This window comes from Arthrobacter sp. NPDC056691 (assembly GCF_042791415.1).
Lineage (GTDB): Bacteria > Actinomycetota > Actinomycetes > Actinomycetales > Micrococcaceae > Arthrobacter.
The window spans coordinates 19,017-35,585 of the sequence record NZ_JBHTXX010000013.1 but is presented as its reverse complement, the minus strand read 5'-3'; the positions used below and the strand labels follow the sequence as shown (position 1 = coordinate 35,585).

Genomic DNA, 16,569 nt, shown 5'->3' with positions numbered 1-16,569 from the left:
GGTTCCTTAGGATCGGGCTGCTGCGAGGTCAGCGTCGGAGTGCTTGGGGGTGCCGGAAACGGCTTCGGCGAGAGGGATGTCGGAGTCAGCGGCCAGTCGCGGGTCGATCCGGGCCCCTTCGGCGATCAGCCGTTTGGCCGTGCGGAAATCGGCCAGGTTGGCGATGGTGTCGACGGCGGCCAACCGGCCGTCGCGGAGGTAGACCACCGAGAATTTTCCGCCGGAGGGTTCGCCGCGGACGATCACCTGATCCGCGGGATGACGGACGCCTGCGGTCTGCAGCCTGACACCGTGCTGGACGGTCCAGAACCAGGGAATTTCCGGTTCAGCGGCCGCCTGGCCGGTGACGTGCGCCGCCACCCGGTCTGCCTGTGCCAGTACATTCTGGATGCACTCGAGCCGCTGGCTGGCGCCGTCGATGGGACTGGTGAACCGTGTGACGTCGCCGCTGGCGTAGATCGCAGGATCGGAGGTCCGGCCGTCGCCGTCCACGAGGATGCCGTCCCGGCAGTCGAGGCCGGCGTCCGCAGCCAGCTCCTGGTTGGGCAGGACGCCGATGCCGGCGAGGACGACGTCGGCAGGAAAGACGGTGCCGTCGGCGACGGTCACGCGTTCGGCCCGTTGTCCGCCGTCGATCGACGTGACCGCGGCGCCGAAGACGAACCGGACCCCGTGCCGCCCGTGGAGCTGTTCGAAGTGGTGCGATACGTGGGCTGAGGTTACCCGGCTCATCACGCGGTCCTGGAATTCGAGCACTGTCACCTCACAGCCCGTCGCGGCCGCGGCTGCGGCCACTTCCAGTCCGATGTATCCGGCGCCGATGATGGCCACCCGGGCTCCCGGGACCAGCAGCCGTTTGAGTTCGAGCGCGTCATCCCGGGTCCGCAGGGATCTGACGCCGGGAAGACCCGCACCCGGCACCGTGAGGGGCCGCGCCCGTGAACCCGTGGCGATGACAAGCCGGTAGTAGGCCTGCCGCGTCCCGTCGGAAAGCAGCACTGTCCGGGCGCCCCTGTCGATGGACTCCGCAGAGACGCCGGCGAGCCTGACGATGCCCTTGTCCGCATAGAACTTGTCCTTGCGGAGCACGGCTGACTCGTTGGGGGCGCCGTCCTTCAGGAGTTCCTTGGAAAGCGGCGGCCGTTCGTAGGGCAGTCCGCTCTCCCCGTCGATGAGCAGAATGCCGCCTTCCCAGCCGCGGGTACGGAGCCCGGCGGCGACAGCGACGCCGGAGTGACCCGAGCCGACGATGACCACCGGGTCTTTGGTCTCGGTGCTCCATTCATCGTTATGCATCGGCCTGCTCCAGCATCACGTGGAGGCGCTCCGGGCCCGAGTTGGTCAGGTTGTTGCCGCGCACGTACTCGATGGGTTTGGCCGGATCCAGCGTGAGCGACCCCAGCTTTTCCGCGAGGAGCCTCACTGTCACCAGGACCTCTAGCCTCGCAAGGGGCGCACCGAGGCAGCTGTGGACCCCGTGCCCGAAGCCCAGGTGGCCGTCGGTGTTGCGGTCGATGTCGAAGCGCTCGCCGTCGGGGTACTTGCTGCTGTCCCGGTTCGCTGCGGCGGGGAGCAGGCGGACAATGGCGCCGGCAGGAATCGTCACGCCGGCAACCTCAACCTCCGCCGTGGTGATCCGGCTGGCCCGCTGGACGGTGCCGCGGTAGCGGGCCAGTTCCTCGACGAAGAGGTTCGCGTCGTCCGGGTTCCGGCGGATCCGGCCCAGCAGGTCCGGCTGCTCGCTGAAGACCCGGAATGCATTGGCCAGCAGGATAGTGGTGGTGTCATGGCCGGCGACGAAGACGAAAGCGCAGAGCTCCTTGGCTTCCTTCTCGCTGAGCTGGCCTTCCTTCCACATCCGGGCGATGTGCCCGCCAACAGAGTCGCTCTCCTCCCGGTACAGGCGCTCCATGGTGTCTTTGAGGTAGGCGAAGAACTCGAAGGTGCTCTGCTCGTCGGTGCCCGTGCCCTGGGCGTTGCGGGCCAGCCGGCCGAAGTAACTGAAGGTCTCATCGGACCAGAACTTCATCTTCTCGAAGTCCTCGGCAGGAACGTCCAGCAGGGCGCTGATGGTGGACATGCTCAGCGGGATGGCGTAGTCATCCACGGCGTCCCCGCCGCCGGCGGCGAGCATGGGCGCCAGGTACATTTCCGCGTTCTCCCGCACCCGGTCCTCAAAGCGCGCGATGGCCTTGGGGGTGAAGGCCTGCGCCACCACTTGGCGGAGCCTTGTGTGGTTGGGGGCGTCGAACAGCGTCAGGAACGTCAGCGGGACCGGGTCCACAACCTGCGAGGAGAAAACTTTCGGTGCCCGCATGGCCCGGCGGACGTCGTCGTACCGGGAGATGAACCAGACATCGGACACGGGTGAATGGGCACGGAGCACCGGAGCGTTTTCCCGCATCCACTGGTAGTGGCGGTAGGGATCACCCTGGGTCCCGTCGTCGACCACCTTGAAGGGCGCCATGCCCGCGGGCCAGTCAAGTTCGTGCGAATACGGGGGAAGAGTTTCTGTCAGTGGGCAAGACATCATCGTCCTTCTTTCGGGTTGGCTTCGGCGTAATCCGATGTGATCCGCCTCTCACTCCACAGTGCGGGATCCGCCGCACCCGCCCCCACGGGTCTTCCGTTCATCGGTTGCGAAAGTCTGCCGCGTCTTCAGGAGCGGCGGATTTCAGCGCGCGGGAGATCCCGTGCGCAGCGGTCAGCAGGGCGGGGACGATCACCGGAACCGCCGCGTCCTGCCGCGGCACGATGGCGTTGAGCGCCGCAGCGACCGTGTTGCCCGGCCCGAAGACGGGCACGGCGATGCCCGTCCATTCCGTGACGCCGATGCCGGGCAGAGCCACGTAGCCGCGCTGCCTGATATCCGCCAGGTGCCTCCGAATGAGGGCAGGGTCGGTGATGGTCTCGGAGGTCACGGGCGCTAACGGCTTCGAGAGCACCCCGGCCTGGAGCGCCGGCGGGGAGAAGGCCAGCAGCACCAGGCCGGACGACGCCGCGTGGATCGGCATCCGCTGGGCAATGTGGGCCGCGTCCAGGCTCGAGTGCGCCGACGAGAGCCGCTCCACGTACAGCACGGTCCCGTGGTCCAGCACGGCCAGGGTGGTGTGCTGGTGGACGGCGGCCTGGACGTCCTCCATGAACGGCAGCGCCAGCTCGCGAAGGTTCAGGGCACGCGAGCCCCGGGCAGCAAGTTCCCACATCCGCATCCCGGAGCACAGGTTCCCGTCCGGCAGCCGCTCAATCAGGCCGTGGAGGACCAGGTCGTCGACGAGCCGGTGTGCCGTGGTCAGGGGAAGGCCGGCGCGGCGGGCAAGGCCGGAGAGAGTCATGGCCGGCAGGTTCCGGTCGAAGGCACTCATGAGCCGCACCACGCGGCTGATGACGGATTCCCCTGAGGAAGAGTTGGCCATGGCGGTCTCCGGCCCGGCGCCTAGCTGGCCGCTGCGTTGGCCGGACTCGCCGCGGTCTGTGTCCCGATCCGCGCCGCGTTCCGCTCCGCGGCGAGCCTCGCGATGTCCCGTCCGGCCCGGTAGCCGAACACCAAAGCGGGCCCGATGTGGGACCCGTAGCCCGGGTAGCCGCCGCCGAACACGCTCACGGCCGCGGCGCCAACGGCAAGCAGCCCGGGGACCGCAGAGCCCTGCGCCGTGACCACCTCGGAGTGTTCGTTGACCCTGACGCCGGCGAAGGTGCCCAGGTCGCCCATCTGGATCTTCGCCGCGTAGTAGGGGCCCTTGCCCACCGGCGCGAGGTTGGGGTTCGGCTTGTGGTCCATGTCGCCGCGGAATTTGTTGTAGAGGGTTGAGCCGCGGCCGAACGCCGGGTCCTCGCCGCGCTCGGCAGCCGGGTTGAATTCGGCAACGGTGGCTTCCAGGCCCGCGGCATCGACGCCGAGCTTCCCGGCCAGTTCAGCAAGGGTGTTCCCTCTGACCAGGTAGCCGGTCCGGTAAAAGTACCCGCGGGGCATCGGCCAGGGCTTGGCGTAGCCGATGCCGTATTTGTGCATCGTCTTGGCGTCACCGATTACGTAGCCGAAGGTCCTGCCCTCGTCCTTGTTGTGCTCGATCATGGCGCCGCCGAAGTCGTGGTAGCTCAGGGCCTCGTTGCCGAAGCGGTTTCCGTGGCGGTCGACGGCGATCAGCCCGGGCAGGCCGATCGCCCGCAGGTGCGGAAACAGCCGCTGTTCGCCGTTGAGGTACCTGAACACCGTCACCGGAGCCCAGGAGCCGACGCTGAACACGGAATCGTCGATGTATCCGCCGGCGCCCATGGCCAGCGTTGCGCCGTCTCCCCCGTGGCCCACGGTGGGAGTGAAGTGGTCGTCTCCGTCGGCGTCGTGCGGGAAGTATTGCTGCCGCAGTTCTTTGTTGCCGGAGAATCCGCCGGCGGCGAGGATGACGCCGGCTCGCGCCGTGACGGTCACCGCGTGCTCTCCGCCGATGACCGCACCAGAGACGGTGCCGTCGTCGTCCCTGGTGAGGGCCAGCGCCGGTGAGGACTTCCACAGCCGGACACCCAGGCCGTCGGCACTCTTGACCATGCGGGTCATCAGGGCGTTGCCGTTGGAGCGCAGGACCGGACGTTTGTAGCGGGCGGCATCGGTCCAAGTGCGCAGCAGTTTCTTCGCGACATAGACGAAGGACCTGACCGACTGGTTCACGTGGAAGAACTCGTTGATGTCCGGCCCCACCTGCGGCATGTAGCCGAAGACTGTGTAGGAGCTCATGTACGGCTGCATCAGGAGCCGCTTGTCGCCGAGCACGCGTGCGTCCACGTCCTGCGGCAGGATGGCCCGGCCGGACAGCCTCGCCCCGGGCAGGTCCATCTGGTAGTCCGGGGCCTTCTCCGGGTAGGTGAACTTCACGTCGGTTTCGTTTTCGAAGAAGGAGATGGCCTCGGGCACAGTGTCCAGGAAGTGCCTGACTCCTGCCTCGTTGAACGTTTCAGGGGCCAGGTTCTTCAGGTAGGTCTCGGCGTCCTCGCGGGTGTCGCCCTGTGCCACGCCGTGCTTGTTGCCGGGGACCCAGGCCCAGCCCGCGGAAATAGCCGTGGTTCCACCGAAGTACTGTTCCTTTTCCGCCACGATCACGCTCAATCCCTGCGCAGCGGCCTTCAATGCTGAGGCCATCCCGGCCACGCCCGATCCGATGACGAGGACGTCACAGACCGCCGTCTTAGCGGTTTCTGTCATGGTTCCTGCTCCGTTCTGCCCGCCTGCCACTGACGTTGCGGCGGGGGCGTTGACTGACAAACCCCCAGTAGAGCCGGGAGCACGGCCGGGCGGGAGGAGGATTACCATTGAGCGGGAATCGACAGGAGGAACAGTGGCCAACTCCGCATCCGGCGAGTCGATCATCGGCCGTTTCGTGAGGATCGTCAGCGCCTTCGATGACCGGCACGCCGCCATGAGCGTCGCCGAGCTGGGGCGGCGCACCGGCCTGCCGGTGACCACCACGTACCGGCTGGTCAACGACCTGCTGCTCGAACGGCTGCTGGAACGCGAGCCCGGCGGGGACATCCATATCGGCACGCGCCTGTGGGAACTGGCTTCCCGCGGCTCCAAGATGCTGGGCCTGCGGGAAGCGGCCCTGCCGTTCATGGAGGACGTCCAGGCGGTGGTGCAGCACTCCACCACGCTGGGCATCCTCGATTCGGACGAGGTCCTGTACATCGAGCGGCTCGGCTCGGACAGGACCATCGTGGACATCACCAAGATCGCCGGCAGGCTGCCGGTCCATGCCACGTCCTCGGGCCTGGTGTTGCTGGCACACTCCCCCGCCGCGTACCAGGACGCTTTCCTGGCGCGGCCGCTGACGAAGTTCACCGAGACCACGCTGACCGAGCCGGCTGCGCTCCGGCGCCACCTGGCCGAGATCCGGCAGCGCGGCTTCGCCGCAATGCCCGGGGTGATCGTGCCGGAGTCCAGCGGCATCGCCGTGCCGGTGTTCGGCGCCGACAACACCGTCCGGGCCGCGCTCAGCGTGGTGGTGCCGCGCAACGAGGAGAACGCACCTGCCCGGGTGCCGGTCCTGATGGCCGCGGCGCGCGGGATCTCCCGCGCCCTGGGCTGGCGGGGCGAGCTGAAGGGCACTCTTCGCCAGAGTCACTGACCAAAGCCACGGAAAGCAGCTTTTGCCGTTCATCGGTAATCGTGTGGTTCCGCTCACAGATCCCCTGCCACGCTGGCGGGGAAGCAGCGACGAGGCTGCAGGATCACGAGGAGCACCACATGAATCCCATCCAGAAACGCGTGGCCGGAAAGACCGCCATTGTCACCGGAGGCCGCGGAGACCTGGGCAGCGCCACCGCCGCCCTCCTTGCCGCACACGGCGCAAAGGTCGCCAGCCTGGACGTCGCCGGCATCCCCGCCGCCACCGCCCACCAAAACATCAATGAGTACGACGTCGATGTCACCAGTGAGGCCAGCGTCGCCGACGCCATCCGCCGGGTCCGCGACGAACTGGGCACGCCCGATATTCTCGTCAACGCCGCCGGCATCATCGGCCCGGCAGGGGCGTCCCATACCGCCTCGACTGCCGACTTCGACACGATCTTCAACGTCAACGTCAAGGGCGTATGGCTGATGACCAAGCACGTGGTTCCCGGCATGATCGAGAAGGGCACCGGCAGCATCGTCAACTTCTCGTCCATCCACGGCCTCACCGGCGGCCGGAACGTTCCGCTCTACCACGCCACCAAGGGCGCCGTGCGGCTCCTGAGCAAGTCGGACGCCGCGGCGTACGGCGGCTATGGCATCCGCGTCAACTCCATCCACCCCGGATCGATGAACACCAGGATGAGCCGCCGCTCAGCCGAGCAGTCGGACATCGGCCCCGAGGCCTACTACAAGCAACTGGTGGGCTCCAATCCGCTGCCGCGCCAGGGCGAACCGGACGAGATCGCCTACGGCGTGCTCTACCTGGCCTCGGACGAGTCGCGCTTCACCACGGGTTCCGAGCTGGTCATCGACGGCGGCTACACGGCTGTCTGACGCCGCGCCCCCTGACGCAGCCGCCAACAGCAGCAGCACCCATCATCTTCCTTTGAAAGGCAATACCCCATGAAAATTGTCAACGGCACCTCCGCGGACACTTACGACGTCGTCGTCGTCGGTTCCGGTGCGGGAGCGCTCACCGCGGCGGCCACCGCCGCCCGCGCCGGCAAGTCCGTCGTCGTCCTCGAAAAGAGTGACCTCCTGGGCGGCACGTCGGCCGTGTCCGGTGGCATGCTGTGGGTGGCGGACAACCACCACGCACGGAAGGCCGGGATCACCGATTCCAAGGCAGCGGCCGCGGAGTATGTCCGGGCCGTCGCCCGCGGCAGGGGCCGGGAGGAACTGCTGGATGCTGCCCTGAACTACGGCGACCAGATGCTCCGCTTCGTCGAGGCGGAGTGCGGCGTGCGCTTCATCTTCCTGGACAACTTCCCCGACTACCGGCAGGACCTGCCCGGCGCCGTGACAGGCGGCCGCACGGTGGAGCCAGAGCTGTTCAACAGCGTCGATGCCCTGGGCGGCCTCCGGGAGCACGTGCGCAGCGATGGCCGCGCGCCCTTCACCATGCAGGAATACGAGGAGTGGGGTGCCTTCACCAAGTTCCCCTGGGAGGACCTTGCCCGCCGCCAGGACGCAGGCCTGGTTGCCAAGGGGCAGGCGCTGGTTTCCATGCTGCTCGCCAGCCTGGTCCGAGACGGAGCCGCCCTGGTCACCGGGGCGCGCGGACACCGCCTGCTGGCCGACGGCGGCCGGGTGACCGGCGTCGAACTGGAAAGCGGTGAAGCGTTCCATGCCCGCGACGGCGTGGTGCTGGCCACCGGCGGCTTCGAATGGGACAAGGCACTGGCCGACTCGATGCTCGCGTCCCGGCTGTACACGATGTGCTCGCCGCCCTCGAACACCGGCGACGGGCTGCGGATGTCGCAGCGTATCGGCGGCCAGACCCGCGGCACGCGCGAAGCCTGGTGGGCGCCGATGTCCGTCACCGGCGACACCCGTGACGGCCAGCCGGTGGGCACGCTGCTGCGGTTCGAACGGCAGGGCCCGGGATCCATCGTGGTGAACCGCCACGGCCGCCGCTTCGCCAACGAGTCCCAGAATTACAACGACCTCGCCCGCAGCCTGCAGTCCTGGGACTCCGCCGCCAACCGCACGCTGAACACCCCGGCGCACGTGATCGTGGACCGCGGCTACCTGCAGCGCTACGGCATCCTGGCCCACCGCGCAGGCCAGCCGACGCCGGACTACCTGATCGAGGCTCCCACACTGGCTGAACTCGCCGCGAAGATCAACGTTCCTGCAGAGAACCTGGAAGCCACCGTGGCCCGCTTCAACGAATTCGCGGTCACGGGCGAGGACCCCGACTTCGGCCGCGGCGAAAGCGCCTATGACAAGTACTGGGGCGACGCCGACTGCCCGTGGCCGAACCCCTCGCTGGGTCCGCTCGAGTCCGGCCCGTTCTACGCGCTGGAGGTGGTGAACGGCGCCTTCGGCACCAACGGCGGCGTGGCCACCGACGGCTCAGCCCGCGTGCTGGACGTCGACAACCGCCCCATCCCGGGACTGTTCGCCGCCGGCAACACCACCGAAAACGCCTACGCAGCCGGCTACCCCGGCGCCGGTGCCACCCTCGGGCCCATCATGACCATGGGCTACCTCGCCGGCCGGACCCTCGCCGGCCAGTCCCCGGCCTATGTCCCGGCCTATGTTCCTCCCGCGCCGTCACCGGTGGCCGAGCTTGTGGAGGCCGGTGCCTGAGATGATCCGCCACACCGTGCTCTTCCAGTTCAAGCCCGACTTCCCGCCGGCGGACCGGCAGGCCTGGATTGACGGGCTCAACAACATGGCCGGAAAGATCCCAGGCATGCACAGCCTCAGCCACGGCCCGGACGTCCTGAACACCGAACGCTCCTTCGACTACGCCATCGTGGCCGACTTCGAAAGTGTTGAGGACATCGCCGTGTACAACACGCATCCGCTCCACGAGCCGCTGAAGGCGTACTCGTTCCCCAACAGCCGGCAGATCCTCGCGGTGGACTTCCACCTCCCGGACACCACGCCGGCACCCATTGAGACAACGCAGTCTTAAGGAGATTCCCGTGACCACTACCCCATCACCGCAGGTTCCGCACGAGACCCCGGTTCAACGCAAGACGCCCCGCAAAGCCGCCCTGGCGTCCTTCCTCGGCAGCACGCTGGAGTACTACGACTTCTTCATCTACGGCACCGCGGCAGCCCTCGTGTTCCCCCACCTGTTCTTCCCCTCAGCGGACCCGGCCATCGGGCTGATCGGCGCCTTCGCCACCTTCGGCGTCGCGTATGTGGCGCGGCCTGTTGGCGGCCTGGTGATGGGCCACTTCGGCGACAAGCTGGGCCGCAAGAAGATCCTGCTGCTGACCCTCGGCATCATGGGCCTGGCGTCCCTCGGCATCGGTTTCCTGCCCACCTACGGCCAGCTCGGCGTCTGGGCCCCCATCCTGCTGGTGGCGGGCCGGCTGGCGCAGGGCTTCTCGGCCGGCGCGGAATCGGCGGGCGCGTCCACCTTGACGCTGGAACACTCGCCCGAGGGCCGGCGCGGGTTCTTCACCAGTTTCGTGATGACCGGGTACGCCTCCGGCATGGTGCTTGCCACGCTGGTCTTCATCCCGGTGACATCACTGCCCCGCGAGGCCATGATGAGCTGGGGCTGGCGCATCCCGTTCTGGCTCTCCATCGTGGTGCTGGCCATCGCGTACTGGGTCCGCACGCACCTGGATGAAACCCCGGTCTTCGAGGAAGCGCAGGAACAGCGCCAGGTGGCCCCGATGCCCCTCAAGGAAGTACTCCGCTTCCAGGCCCCGGATGTGCTGCGGGTGGCGGGCATGTCCATCATGTCCGTCATGCAGACCATCTTCACGGTCTTTGGACTCGCCTACGCCACGGCCGGCGCCGGGTTCGACCGGGCCGCCATCCTGACCGTGAACGCCGTGGCCATCGGTCTGTCCATGTTCGCCATGCCGCTCGCCGCCAGGCTGTCCGACCGGATCGGGCGGCGCCCCCTCCTGCTGACCGCCGCGATCGGCTGCTCCATCACGATCTTCCTGTACTTCCTGGCGCTCTCCTCCGGCAATATCGTGCTGGTGTTCCTTGCCGCATTCCTGAACATGACGGTGCTGTACTCCGGCTTCAACGGCGTCTGGCCGGCGTTCTTCGCCGAACAGTTCGCAGCTCCCGTCCGTTACTCCGGCATGGCGCTGGGGAACCAGTTGGGCCTGGTCCTCGCCGGCTTTGGCCCGATGATCGCAGGGATGCTGCTGGCCCCCGGGGCCTGGGGCTGGGTGCCCGTGGCCATCTTCGGCACTGTCTGCATGCTCATCGCCGCAGGATCCGCGTTCTGGTCCCGCGAGACCGCCGCCACGCCGATCGAAGAGCTCGGCGGACCCTACCTGGCGGGTACCGCACGCCGGCGGCAGGCCGAAGCGCAGCCCGCCCTCCAGCACCGCTGAGCCTTTGGGCCGCAAGGAAGGAAAGACCATGACGCAACACACCAGCCACCGCATCAGGTACCCGCACCACTGGCCGCTCCAGGTCCCCCGGTTGCCGGCGACCCGCCCGCAGGAGCCGCAAGCCACCACGCAAGCGTTCGTTGCCGAGGCACAGTCCGCAAAGCCACAGCACGACGGCGAGCTGGTCACCGCCCCATGGATGGGCCTGCACTATCTGACCGAGGGCCCGTAACACCGCGCTGCTTCCGCGCCGTTTCGACGGTTCCCTGCCCGCAAGACGTTGCGCATCGTCGTGTGGGCGGGGAACCGTCGAAACGGCGGGTCAACAGCCGGTCAGGGATCGCCGCGGCCGCTCCTGCCGGTAGTAATAGCGGGCCACCTCAGTGAAACCTGCCCGGGAGTACAGCTCCCGGGCCGCGGCGTTCGACGCCATGACCAGCAGCCAGTAGCCTGCCAGCCCCCGCGCCGCACCCTCACGGAACAGAGCCTGCTGGACCCGGCTGGCGAAGCCCCGGCGCCGGGCGTCGGGCCTGGTGGCCATGCAGTACAGCCCGCCCCAGCTGGCTGCCACGCCAGGAACAATTGCACCGCCGGGATCAACTCCCGCGCCCGGCACAACGGCAAGGCGTCCGACGGCGGCCGGCTGGCCGTCGTCGTCCCTCACCAGGGCGTACAGCGCCGGGCAGCCGGTGAGGACGGCACGGGCAGTCTCCAATTCCGCGGCGCCGCCGCGGCCGTCCACGGACCACCAGAGTTCCAGCCACTCGGCCGATGGCTGCCCGGTAATTTCGACGCCGGCACTGGGTTGCGGTACATCCACGCCGGCCGCCGGTGCCATGTCAGCTTTCCGCAGCATGATCAGCGTCTCGGACTGCCGGCTGAACCCTTCCTCATCCAGGACGGCATTCAGCGCGGAGCTTCCCGGCGTGTCGAACACCTGGAAGATCACCGGTAGCCGGCGGCGGCGGTACCAGGCCCGGGCATCCCGCAGGGCAGTGAGCCGTTCGTCCCTCGTGCCCAGGGGTTCCGACCGCGGCCAGACGGAGTTGGCGCGCTGGGTCACGCCCGCGGCCGCGCGGAGAACCCAGCCGCCGGACGGCTCCCGGTCCGGTGCGGGCCAGGCTGCATCCATGGCGGTTTCCAGGTCGGGCATGGCTGTACCCGGCACAGCTGCATCTGGCAGGTCGGCATCCGGCAGGTCGGTCACGGCCGTGGCACTCCTTCGTCAACGGCAGGAGGCTCCCCGGATCTGCAGTACAGATCCGGGGAGCCTCCTGCTCCTGGTTAAGCTTGGCGTAAACTCACGCGTCGGGCCGCGCGGCTCAGTCGGCCTTCTTCTCTTCCGGTTTCTTGGCCTCAGGCTTGAAGTCGACGCCGGCTTCCTTGCGCTGCTGCGGCGTGATCGGCGCGGGAGCCTGGGTCAGCGGGTCGTAGCCGTTGCCGGTCTTCGGGAACGCGATTACGTCGCGGATGGACTCCACGCCTGCCAGGAGGGCCACCACGCGGTCCCAGCCGAAGGCGATGCCGCCGTGCGGCGGGGCACCGAACTTGAAGCCTTCCAGCAGGAAGCCAAACTTGGTCTGCGCGTCCGCCCGGTCCAGGCCCATCAGCTCGAATACCCGTTCCTGGACATCGCGCTCGTGGATACGGATGGAACCGCCGCCGATTTCGTTGCCGTTGCAGACGATGTCGTAGGCGTAGGACAGGGCCGATTCCGGGTCCTTGTCGAACGTGTCAAGGAACTCGGGCTTGGGCGAGGTGAAGGCGTGGTGGACGGCCGTCCACTTGCCGGCACCCACGGCCACGTCGCCGGAAGCCACGGCTGCGGCGGCGGGCTCGAACATCGGCGCGTCCACCACCCAGCAGAAGGCCCAGGCGCTGGGGTCGATCAGGCCGGTGCGGTGGCCGATCTCGACGCGGGCGGCACCGAGCAGGGCGCGGGCTGCGGACTTCTCACCGGCGGCGAAGAAGATGCAGTCGCCGGGCTTGGCGCCTACGGCACCGGCCAGGCCTGCACGCTCAGTGTCCGTCAGGTTCTTGGCCACCGGACCGGCCAGCTCGCCGTCTTCCTTGAACAGGACATACGCCAGACCCTTGTGACCGCGCTGCTTGGCGAATTCCTGCCAGCCGTCCAGGGTGCGGCGCGGCTGGGATGCCCCGCCGGGCATGACCACGGCGCCGACGTACGGGGCCTTGAAAACGCCGAAGTTGGTGTCCTTGAAGAATTCAGTCAGCTCGGTGAGCTCCACGCCAAAGCGGAGGTCCGGCTTGTCTGAGCCGTACCGCGCCATGGCGTCGGCGTACGTGATGCGCTGGATGGGGGTGGGGATCTCGACGTCGATCAGCTTCCACAGCGCCTTGACGATGTTTTCGCCCAGCGAAATGATGTCGTCCTGGTCCACGAAGCTGGCCTCGATATCCAGCTGGGTGAACTCGGGCTGGCGGTCCGCGCGGAAGTCCTCGTCGCGGTAGCAGCGGGCGATCTGGTAGTACTTTTCGAAGCCGCCCACCTGCAGCAGCTGCTTGAACAGCTGCGGGGACTGCGGCAGCGCGTACCAGGAACCCGGCGCGAGGCGTGCGGGGACCACAAAGTCGCGGGCGCCTTCCGGCGTCGAACGGGTCAGCGTCGGGGTCTCGATCTCCACGTAGCCGTCCTGGTGGAGCAGCTCGCGGGCCACGCGGTTGGCCTCCGAGCGCAGGCGCAGGTTGCGGGCGGGACCGGGGCGGCGCAGGTCCAGGTAGCGGTGCTTCAGGCGTGCCTCCTCGCCCACCTCAACGTGCTCGTCGATCTGGAACGGCAGCGCGTCCGCGGTGTTGAGGATGACCACCTTGTCCGCCATGACCTCCACCTCGCCGGAGGCCAGGCCTGGGTTCTCGTTGCCTTCCGGGCGCTTGGAGACCGTGCCGGTCACCTGGAGCACGTATTCGTTGCGCAGCCCGTGGAAGACCTCTTCCTCACGGACCACCACCTGCGCCACGCCGGAGGCGTCACGCAGATCGACGAATGCGACACCACCGTGATCACGACGGCGGCCAACCCAGCCTGCCAGGGTTACGGTTTGTCCAATGTGCTCGGAGCGAAGGGATCCGAGGTCATGTGTGCGCAGCACAGCATTCCTTTCAGAAGGAAGACAGAATGAAGTTTAAAGACGATCGTTGCGGAAACGATCCCGTCCGAGTTTACCCGTTTGAAAGGTTCCTGCCCCGCCATGACCAAGCACCAGCAGCTGCAACGAAGACTTGGTGTGGCGGACGCAACAGCCATCGGGCTCGGATCCATGCTTGGCGCCGGCGTTTTTGTCGTCTTCGCACCGGCTGCCCGGCTGGCCGGGGAGCTGCTCCTGGTGGCCATCGCCCTGGCCGGTGCCGTGGCGTATTGCAACGCCGTCGCCTCGGCGCAGCTCGCGGCGAAATTTCCGCAGAGCGGCGGAACGTACGTCTACGGGCGGAAGCAATTGGGCGAGTGGCCAGGCTTCCTCGCGGGCTGGGGTTTTGTCACCGGCAAGTCGGCCTCCTGCGCGGCCATGGCCCTGACCTTCGGCCAGTACGTCGCGCCGGGCTACGCCACCCCCGTGGCCGTCGCAGCGGTGGCCGCACTGACCGGCGTGAACCTGCTGGGCATCACCCGGACCGCCTTCCTGACGCGCATCCTGCTGGCCTTGGTCCTGGCCACCCTGGCCTTCGTGGCCGCGGCGAGCATCCTGGGGCCGCATGTTGCCGATGGCGGGACAGTTTCCGGACCGGCCGGCGCCTTTCCCGGACCGGCCGCCAGCTTCTGGGGCATCCTCCCCGCCGCAGGCCTGGTGTTCTTCGCCTTTGCGGGCTACGCCCGCATTGCCACGCTCGGCGAGGAGGTCAAGGACCCGGCGCGCGTCATTCCGCGGGCCATCCTTGGTGCCTTGGCCGGCGCGCTTGTCATCTACCTGCTCTTGGGCGCAGTGCTTCTGGCGCATCTTCCGGTACAGGTGCTGGCCTCATCGACGGCGCCGCTGCTCGACGCCGTGGAGCAGTCCCGGCTGGCCGCCGGAGCCCCTTTCGTCCAGGCAGGTGCCGCCGCCGCATCACTCGGCGCGTTGCTGGCCCTCATCACGGGCGTGGGCCGGACGGCCATGGCGATGGCCCGCGAACGCGACCTTCCCGGCCCCCTGGCACGGCTGGGCGGACACCATCCGGTGCCGGTGGCCGCCGAACTGGCGGTGGCCGCCGTCGTCGTTCTCTTGTTGCTCACCACCGACGTGCTGACGGTGGTCGGCTTTTCCAGCTTCGGCGTCCTGCTCTATTACGCCGTGACGAATGCCGCCGCGTTCACGCTCCGGGACCGGCACCGGCACGCGCCCAGGTGGCTCAATGCCGCAGGGCTGGCCGGGTGCCTGGTCCTGGCGTTCACCCTGCCGGCTGCCTCGGCGCTCGGCATGGCAGCGGTTATGGCCGCCGGACTCGCCGGGCGCGCCGTTGTTCTGACGTTCCGGAGGCGACGGCTACGGCGGCTCGGGAAACGCTAGCTCAAGAGGCGTGCGCGGCGAGCACCTGGACGCGGATGTCCTCGTCCGACGGCGTCCACGTCGCCGGATCGGCGTCGACCTGCACGCCGGAGCGGATGTCCTTCACCTGGTGCTTGCCCTCCTCGTCCGTGAACCAGACGAACGGGATGCCGCGGCGGTCTGCGAACTTGATCTGCTTGCCGAACTTCTCCGCCTTGGCGGCAACCTCGGCAGGGATGCCGCGGCTGCGCAGCTCCGTAGCCACGTCCTGGGCCTCGCCCCAGCTCCCGTCCGAGGTGAGCGCCACGAACACCGCCGTGGGCACGGAACGGGAGGCCTTGGCCAGGTCCTGGCTGAGGATGCGCGAGACGAGCCGGGTCACACCGATGGACAGCCCCACGCCGGGGAACTTCCGGTTGCCCTTGCTCGCCAGGGCGTCATAGCGGCCGCCGGAACAGATCGAGCCGAGCTGCTCGTGGCCCACCAGGACGGTTTCCACGACGGTTCCGGTGTAGTAGTCCAGTCCGCGGGCGATGCTGAGGTCGGCCACAACCTTGCCGGGAACCCGCTTCACGGCGGCCTCGATCACCTGCTCGAGTTCGTTCAGGCCCTCCTCGAGGAGGTCGTTGCTGACCCCGAGCGAGCGTACCTGCGCCGCGAAGGACGTGTCCTCGGTCTTGATGCCGGCGAGCTTCAGGGCCGCCTGTGCCTGCTCGTCCGTGGCGCCAAGCTCGGACTTGAGGAGCTCGGCCACCTTCTCCGGACCGATCTTTTCCAGTTTGTCGATGCTGCGGAGCACTCCCGCAGTATCCGTCAGGCCGATGCCGCGGTAGAAGCCTTCGGCGAGCTTCCTGTTGTTGATGCGCAGGCGGAACTCCGGGATCGGCAGGGCGCCCAGCGCCTCGGCGATGACCAAAGCGATCTCGACGTCGTAGCGGAAGGGCAGGTCGCCGTCACCCACCACATCAATGTCCGCCTGGGTGAACTCACGGGCACGGCCTTCCTGCGGGCGTTCACCGCGCCAGACCTTCTGGATCTGGTAACGGCGGAAGGGGAAAGCCAGGTACCCGGCGTTTTCCACGACGTACCGGGCGAAGGGCACGGTGAGGTCAAAGTGCAGGGCGAGGGCGTGCGGATCGTGCTTGCCCTTGGCTTCCTCTCCCTCATCGTCCTGGAGCCGGCTCAGGCCGTAGACCTCTTTGTCGATCTCGCCCTTGCGGAGCAGCTGGCCCACGGTTTCCACGGCGCGGGTCTCAATGGAGCCGAAACCATGCAGTTCGAAGGTGCGGCGCAGCGTGTCCAGGACATGCTGCTCCACCAGCCGCTCCTCGGGAAGCCACTCGGGGAATCCGGACAGGGAGGCGGTGCGTGCCATGGTGGAGTTTCTCCTCAGGTAAACGAAGGCCGGCGCCGCTGCGCCAAATTCCGCGTCGCCATTTTGAATCAAACAGCTGCGGCAGCGGCGGGAGTCCAGCCTGTTCTGCATAAACTTATGTGCGGCAGTCAGTTTATGCTTTCGGCGCCTGCATCTCTAATGCGGGAGGACGGGCGACGGCGGGCTGCCGCAGTTCAAATCTGCAGCAGCATAATCTGCAGCCGGGGA

The 16,569-nt window shown here is 67.9% G+C and carries 14 protein-coding genes; 7 read left to right on the top strand and 7 right to left on the bottom strand.

Going from position 1 to position 16,569, the window contains the following annotated elements:
• Positions 1 to 6: 6 nt before the first annotated feature.
• The 4 genes from ACFRAU_RS12435 to ACFRAU_RS12420 all read right to left on the bottom strand — a co-directional run bounded on the left by ACFRAU_RS12435 (position 7) and on the right by ACFRAU_RS12420 (position 5,197).
• Positions 7 to 1,296 (bottom strand): NAD(P)/FAD-dependent oxidoreductase, encoded by a 1,290-nt coding sequence (locus tag ACFRAU_RS12435; protein ID WP_378000156.1) that lies wholly within the window; start codon positions 1,294 to 1,296, stop codon positions 7 to 9.
• Positions 1,289 to 2,533, bottom strand: a complete 1,245-nt coding sequence (locus tag ACFRAU_RS12430; protein ID WP_378000155.1) for a cytochrome P450 — start codon at positions 2,531 to 2,533, stop codon at positions 1,289 to 1,291. The genes ACFRAU_RS12435 and ACFRAU_RS12430 overlap by 8 nt, the downstream gene beginning before the upstream one ends.
• A gap of 97 nt (positions 2,534 to 2,630) precedes the next feature.
• Positions 2,631 to 3,416 carry an IclR family transcriptional regulator gene (locus tag ACFRAU_RS12425; RefSeq protein WP_378000154.1) on the bottom strand — a complete coding sequence of 262 codons (786 nt, stop codon included), beginning with the start codon at positions 3,414 to 3,416 and terminating at the stop codon, positions 2,631 to 2,633.
• A gap of 20 nt (positions 3,417 to 3,436) precedes the next feature.
• On the bottom strand, positions 3,437 to 5,197 hold the full coding sequence (locus ACFRAU_RS12420) for an FAD-dependent oxidoreductase (RefSeq protein WP_378000153.1): 1,761 nt from the start codon (positions 5,195 to 5,197) through the stop codon (positions 3,437 to 3,439).
• A 133-nt stretch (positions 5,198 to 5,330) separates the two neighbouring features.
• On the opposite strand from ACFRAU_RS12420, the gene ACFRAU_RS12415 reads away from it, so the two are divergent.
• The 6 genes from ACFRAU_RS12415 (at position 5,331) to ACFRAU_RS12390 (ending at position 10,717) form a co-directional block, all read left to right on the top strand.
• The gene (locus tag ACFRAU_RS12415; protein WP_377994301.1) at positions 5,331 to 6,116 is read left to right on the top strand and encodes an IclR family transcriptional regulator; all 786 of its coding nucleotides are present in this window, start codon (positions 5,331 to 5,333) and stop codon (positions 6,114 to 6,116) included.
• Positions 6,117 to 6,235: 119 nt separating this feature from the next.
• Positions 6,236 to 6,997, top strand: coding sequence for an SDR family NAD(P)-dependent oxidoreductase (locus tag ACFRAU_RS12410; protein ID WP_377994302.1), 762 nt, complete (start codon positions 6,236 to 6,238; stop codon positions 6,995 to 6,997).
• A 69-nt stretch (positions 6,998 to 7,066) separates the two neighbouring features.
• Entirely contained in the window at positions 7,067 to 8,758 is a 1,692-nt protein-coding gene (locus tag ACFRAU_RS12405; protein WP_378000152.1) for an FAD-dependent oxidoreductase, read from the top strand.
• Between the two features lies 1 nt (position 8,759).
• Positions 8,760 to 9,089: a Dabb family protein gene (locus ACFRAU_RS12400; protein ID WP_378000202.1), complete on the top strand. Its 330-nt coding sequence runs from the start codon at positions 8,760 to 8,762 to the stop codon at positions 9,087 to 9,089.
• Between the two features lie 10 nt (positions 9,090 to 9,099).
• On the top strand, positions 9,100 to 10,485 hold the full coding sequence (locus ACFRAU_RS12395) for an MFS transporter (RefSeq protein WP_378000151.1): 1,386 nt from the start codon (positions 9,100 to 9,102) through the stop codon (positions 10,483 to 10,485).
• A gap of 28 nt (positions 10,486 to 10,513) precedes the next feature.
• Entirely contained in the window at positions 10,514 to 10,717 is a 204-nt protein-coding gene (locus tag ACFRAU_RS12390; protein WP_378000150.1) for a hypothetical protein, read from the top strand.
• Positions 10,718 to 10,807: 90 nt separating this feature from the next.
• On the opposite strand, the gene ACFRAU_RS12385 is transcribed toward ACFRAU_RS12390, so the two are convergent.
• On the bottom strand, positions 10,808 to 11,638 hold the full coding sequence (locus ACFRAU_RS12385) for a GNAT family N-acetyltransferase (protein WP_378000201.1): 831 nt from the start codon (positions 11,636 to 11,638) through the stop codon (positions 10,808 to 10,810).
• A gap of 169 nt (positions 11,639 to 11,807) precedes the next feature.
• A complete protein-coding gene (gene aspS, locus ACFRAU_RS12380; protein WP_377994306.1) occupies positions 11,808 to 13,595 on the bottom strand; it encodes an aspartate--tRNA ligase in 1,788 nt (595 codons plus the stop codon).
• Positions 13,596 to 13,694: 99 nt separating this feature from the next.
• Here aspS and ACFRAU_RS12375 point away from each other — a divergent pair, with 99 nt between their 5' ends.
• Entirely contained in the window at positions 13,695 to 14,987 is a 1,293-nt protein-coding gene (locus ACFRAU_RS12375; protein ID WP_378000149.1) for an APC family permease, read from the top strand.
• A gap of 1 nt (position 14,988) precedes the next feature.
• On the opposite strand, the gene hisS is transcribed toward ACFRAU_RS12375, so the two are convergent.
• Positions 14,989 to 16,341, bottom strand: a complete 1,353-nt coding sequence (hisS, locus tag ACFRAU_RS12370; RefSeq protein ID WP_378000148.1) for a histidine--tRNA ligase — start codon at positions 16,339 to 16,341, stop codon at positions 14,989 to 14,991.
• Positions 16,342 to 16,569: the final 228 nt, after the last annotated feature.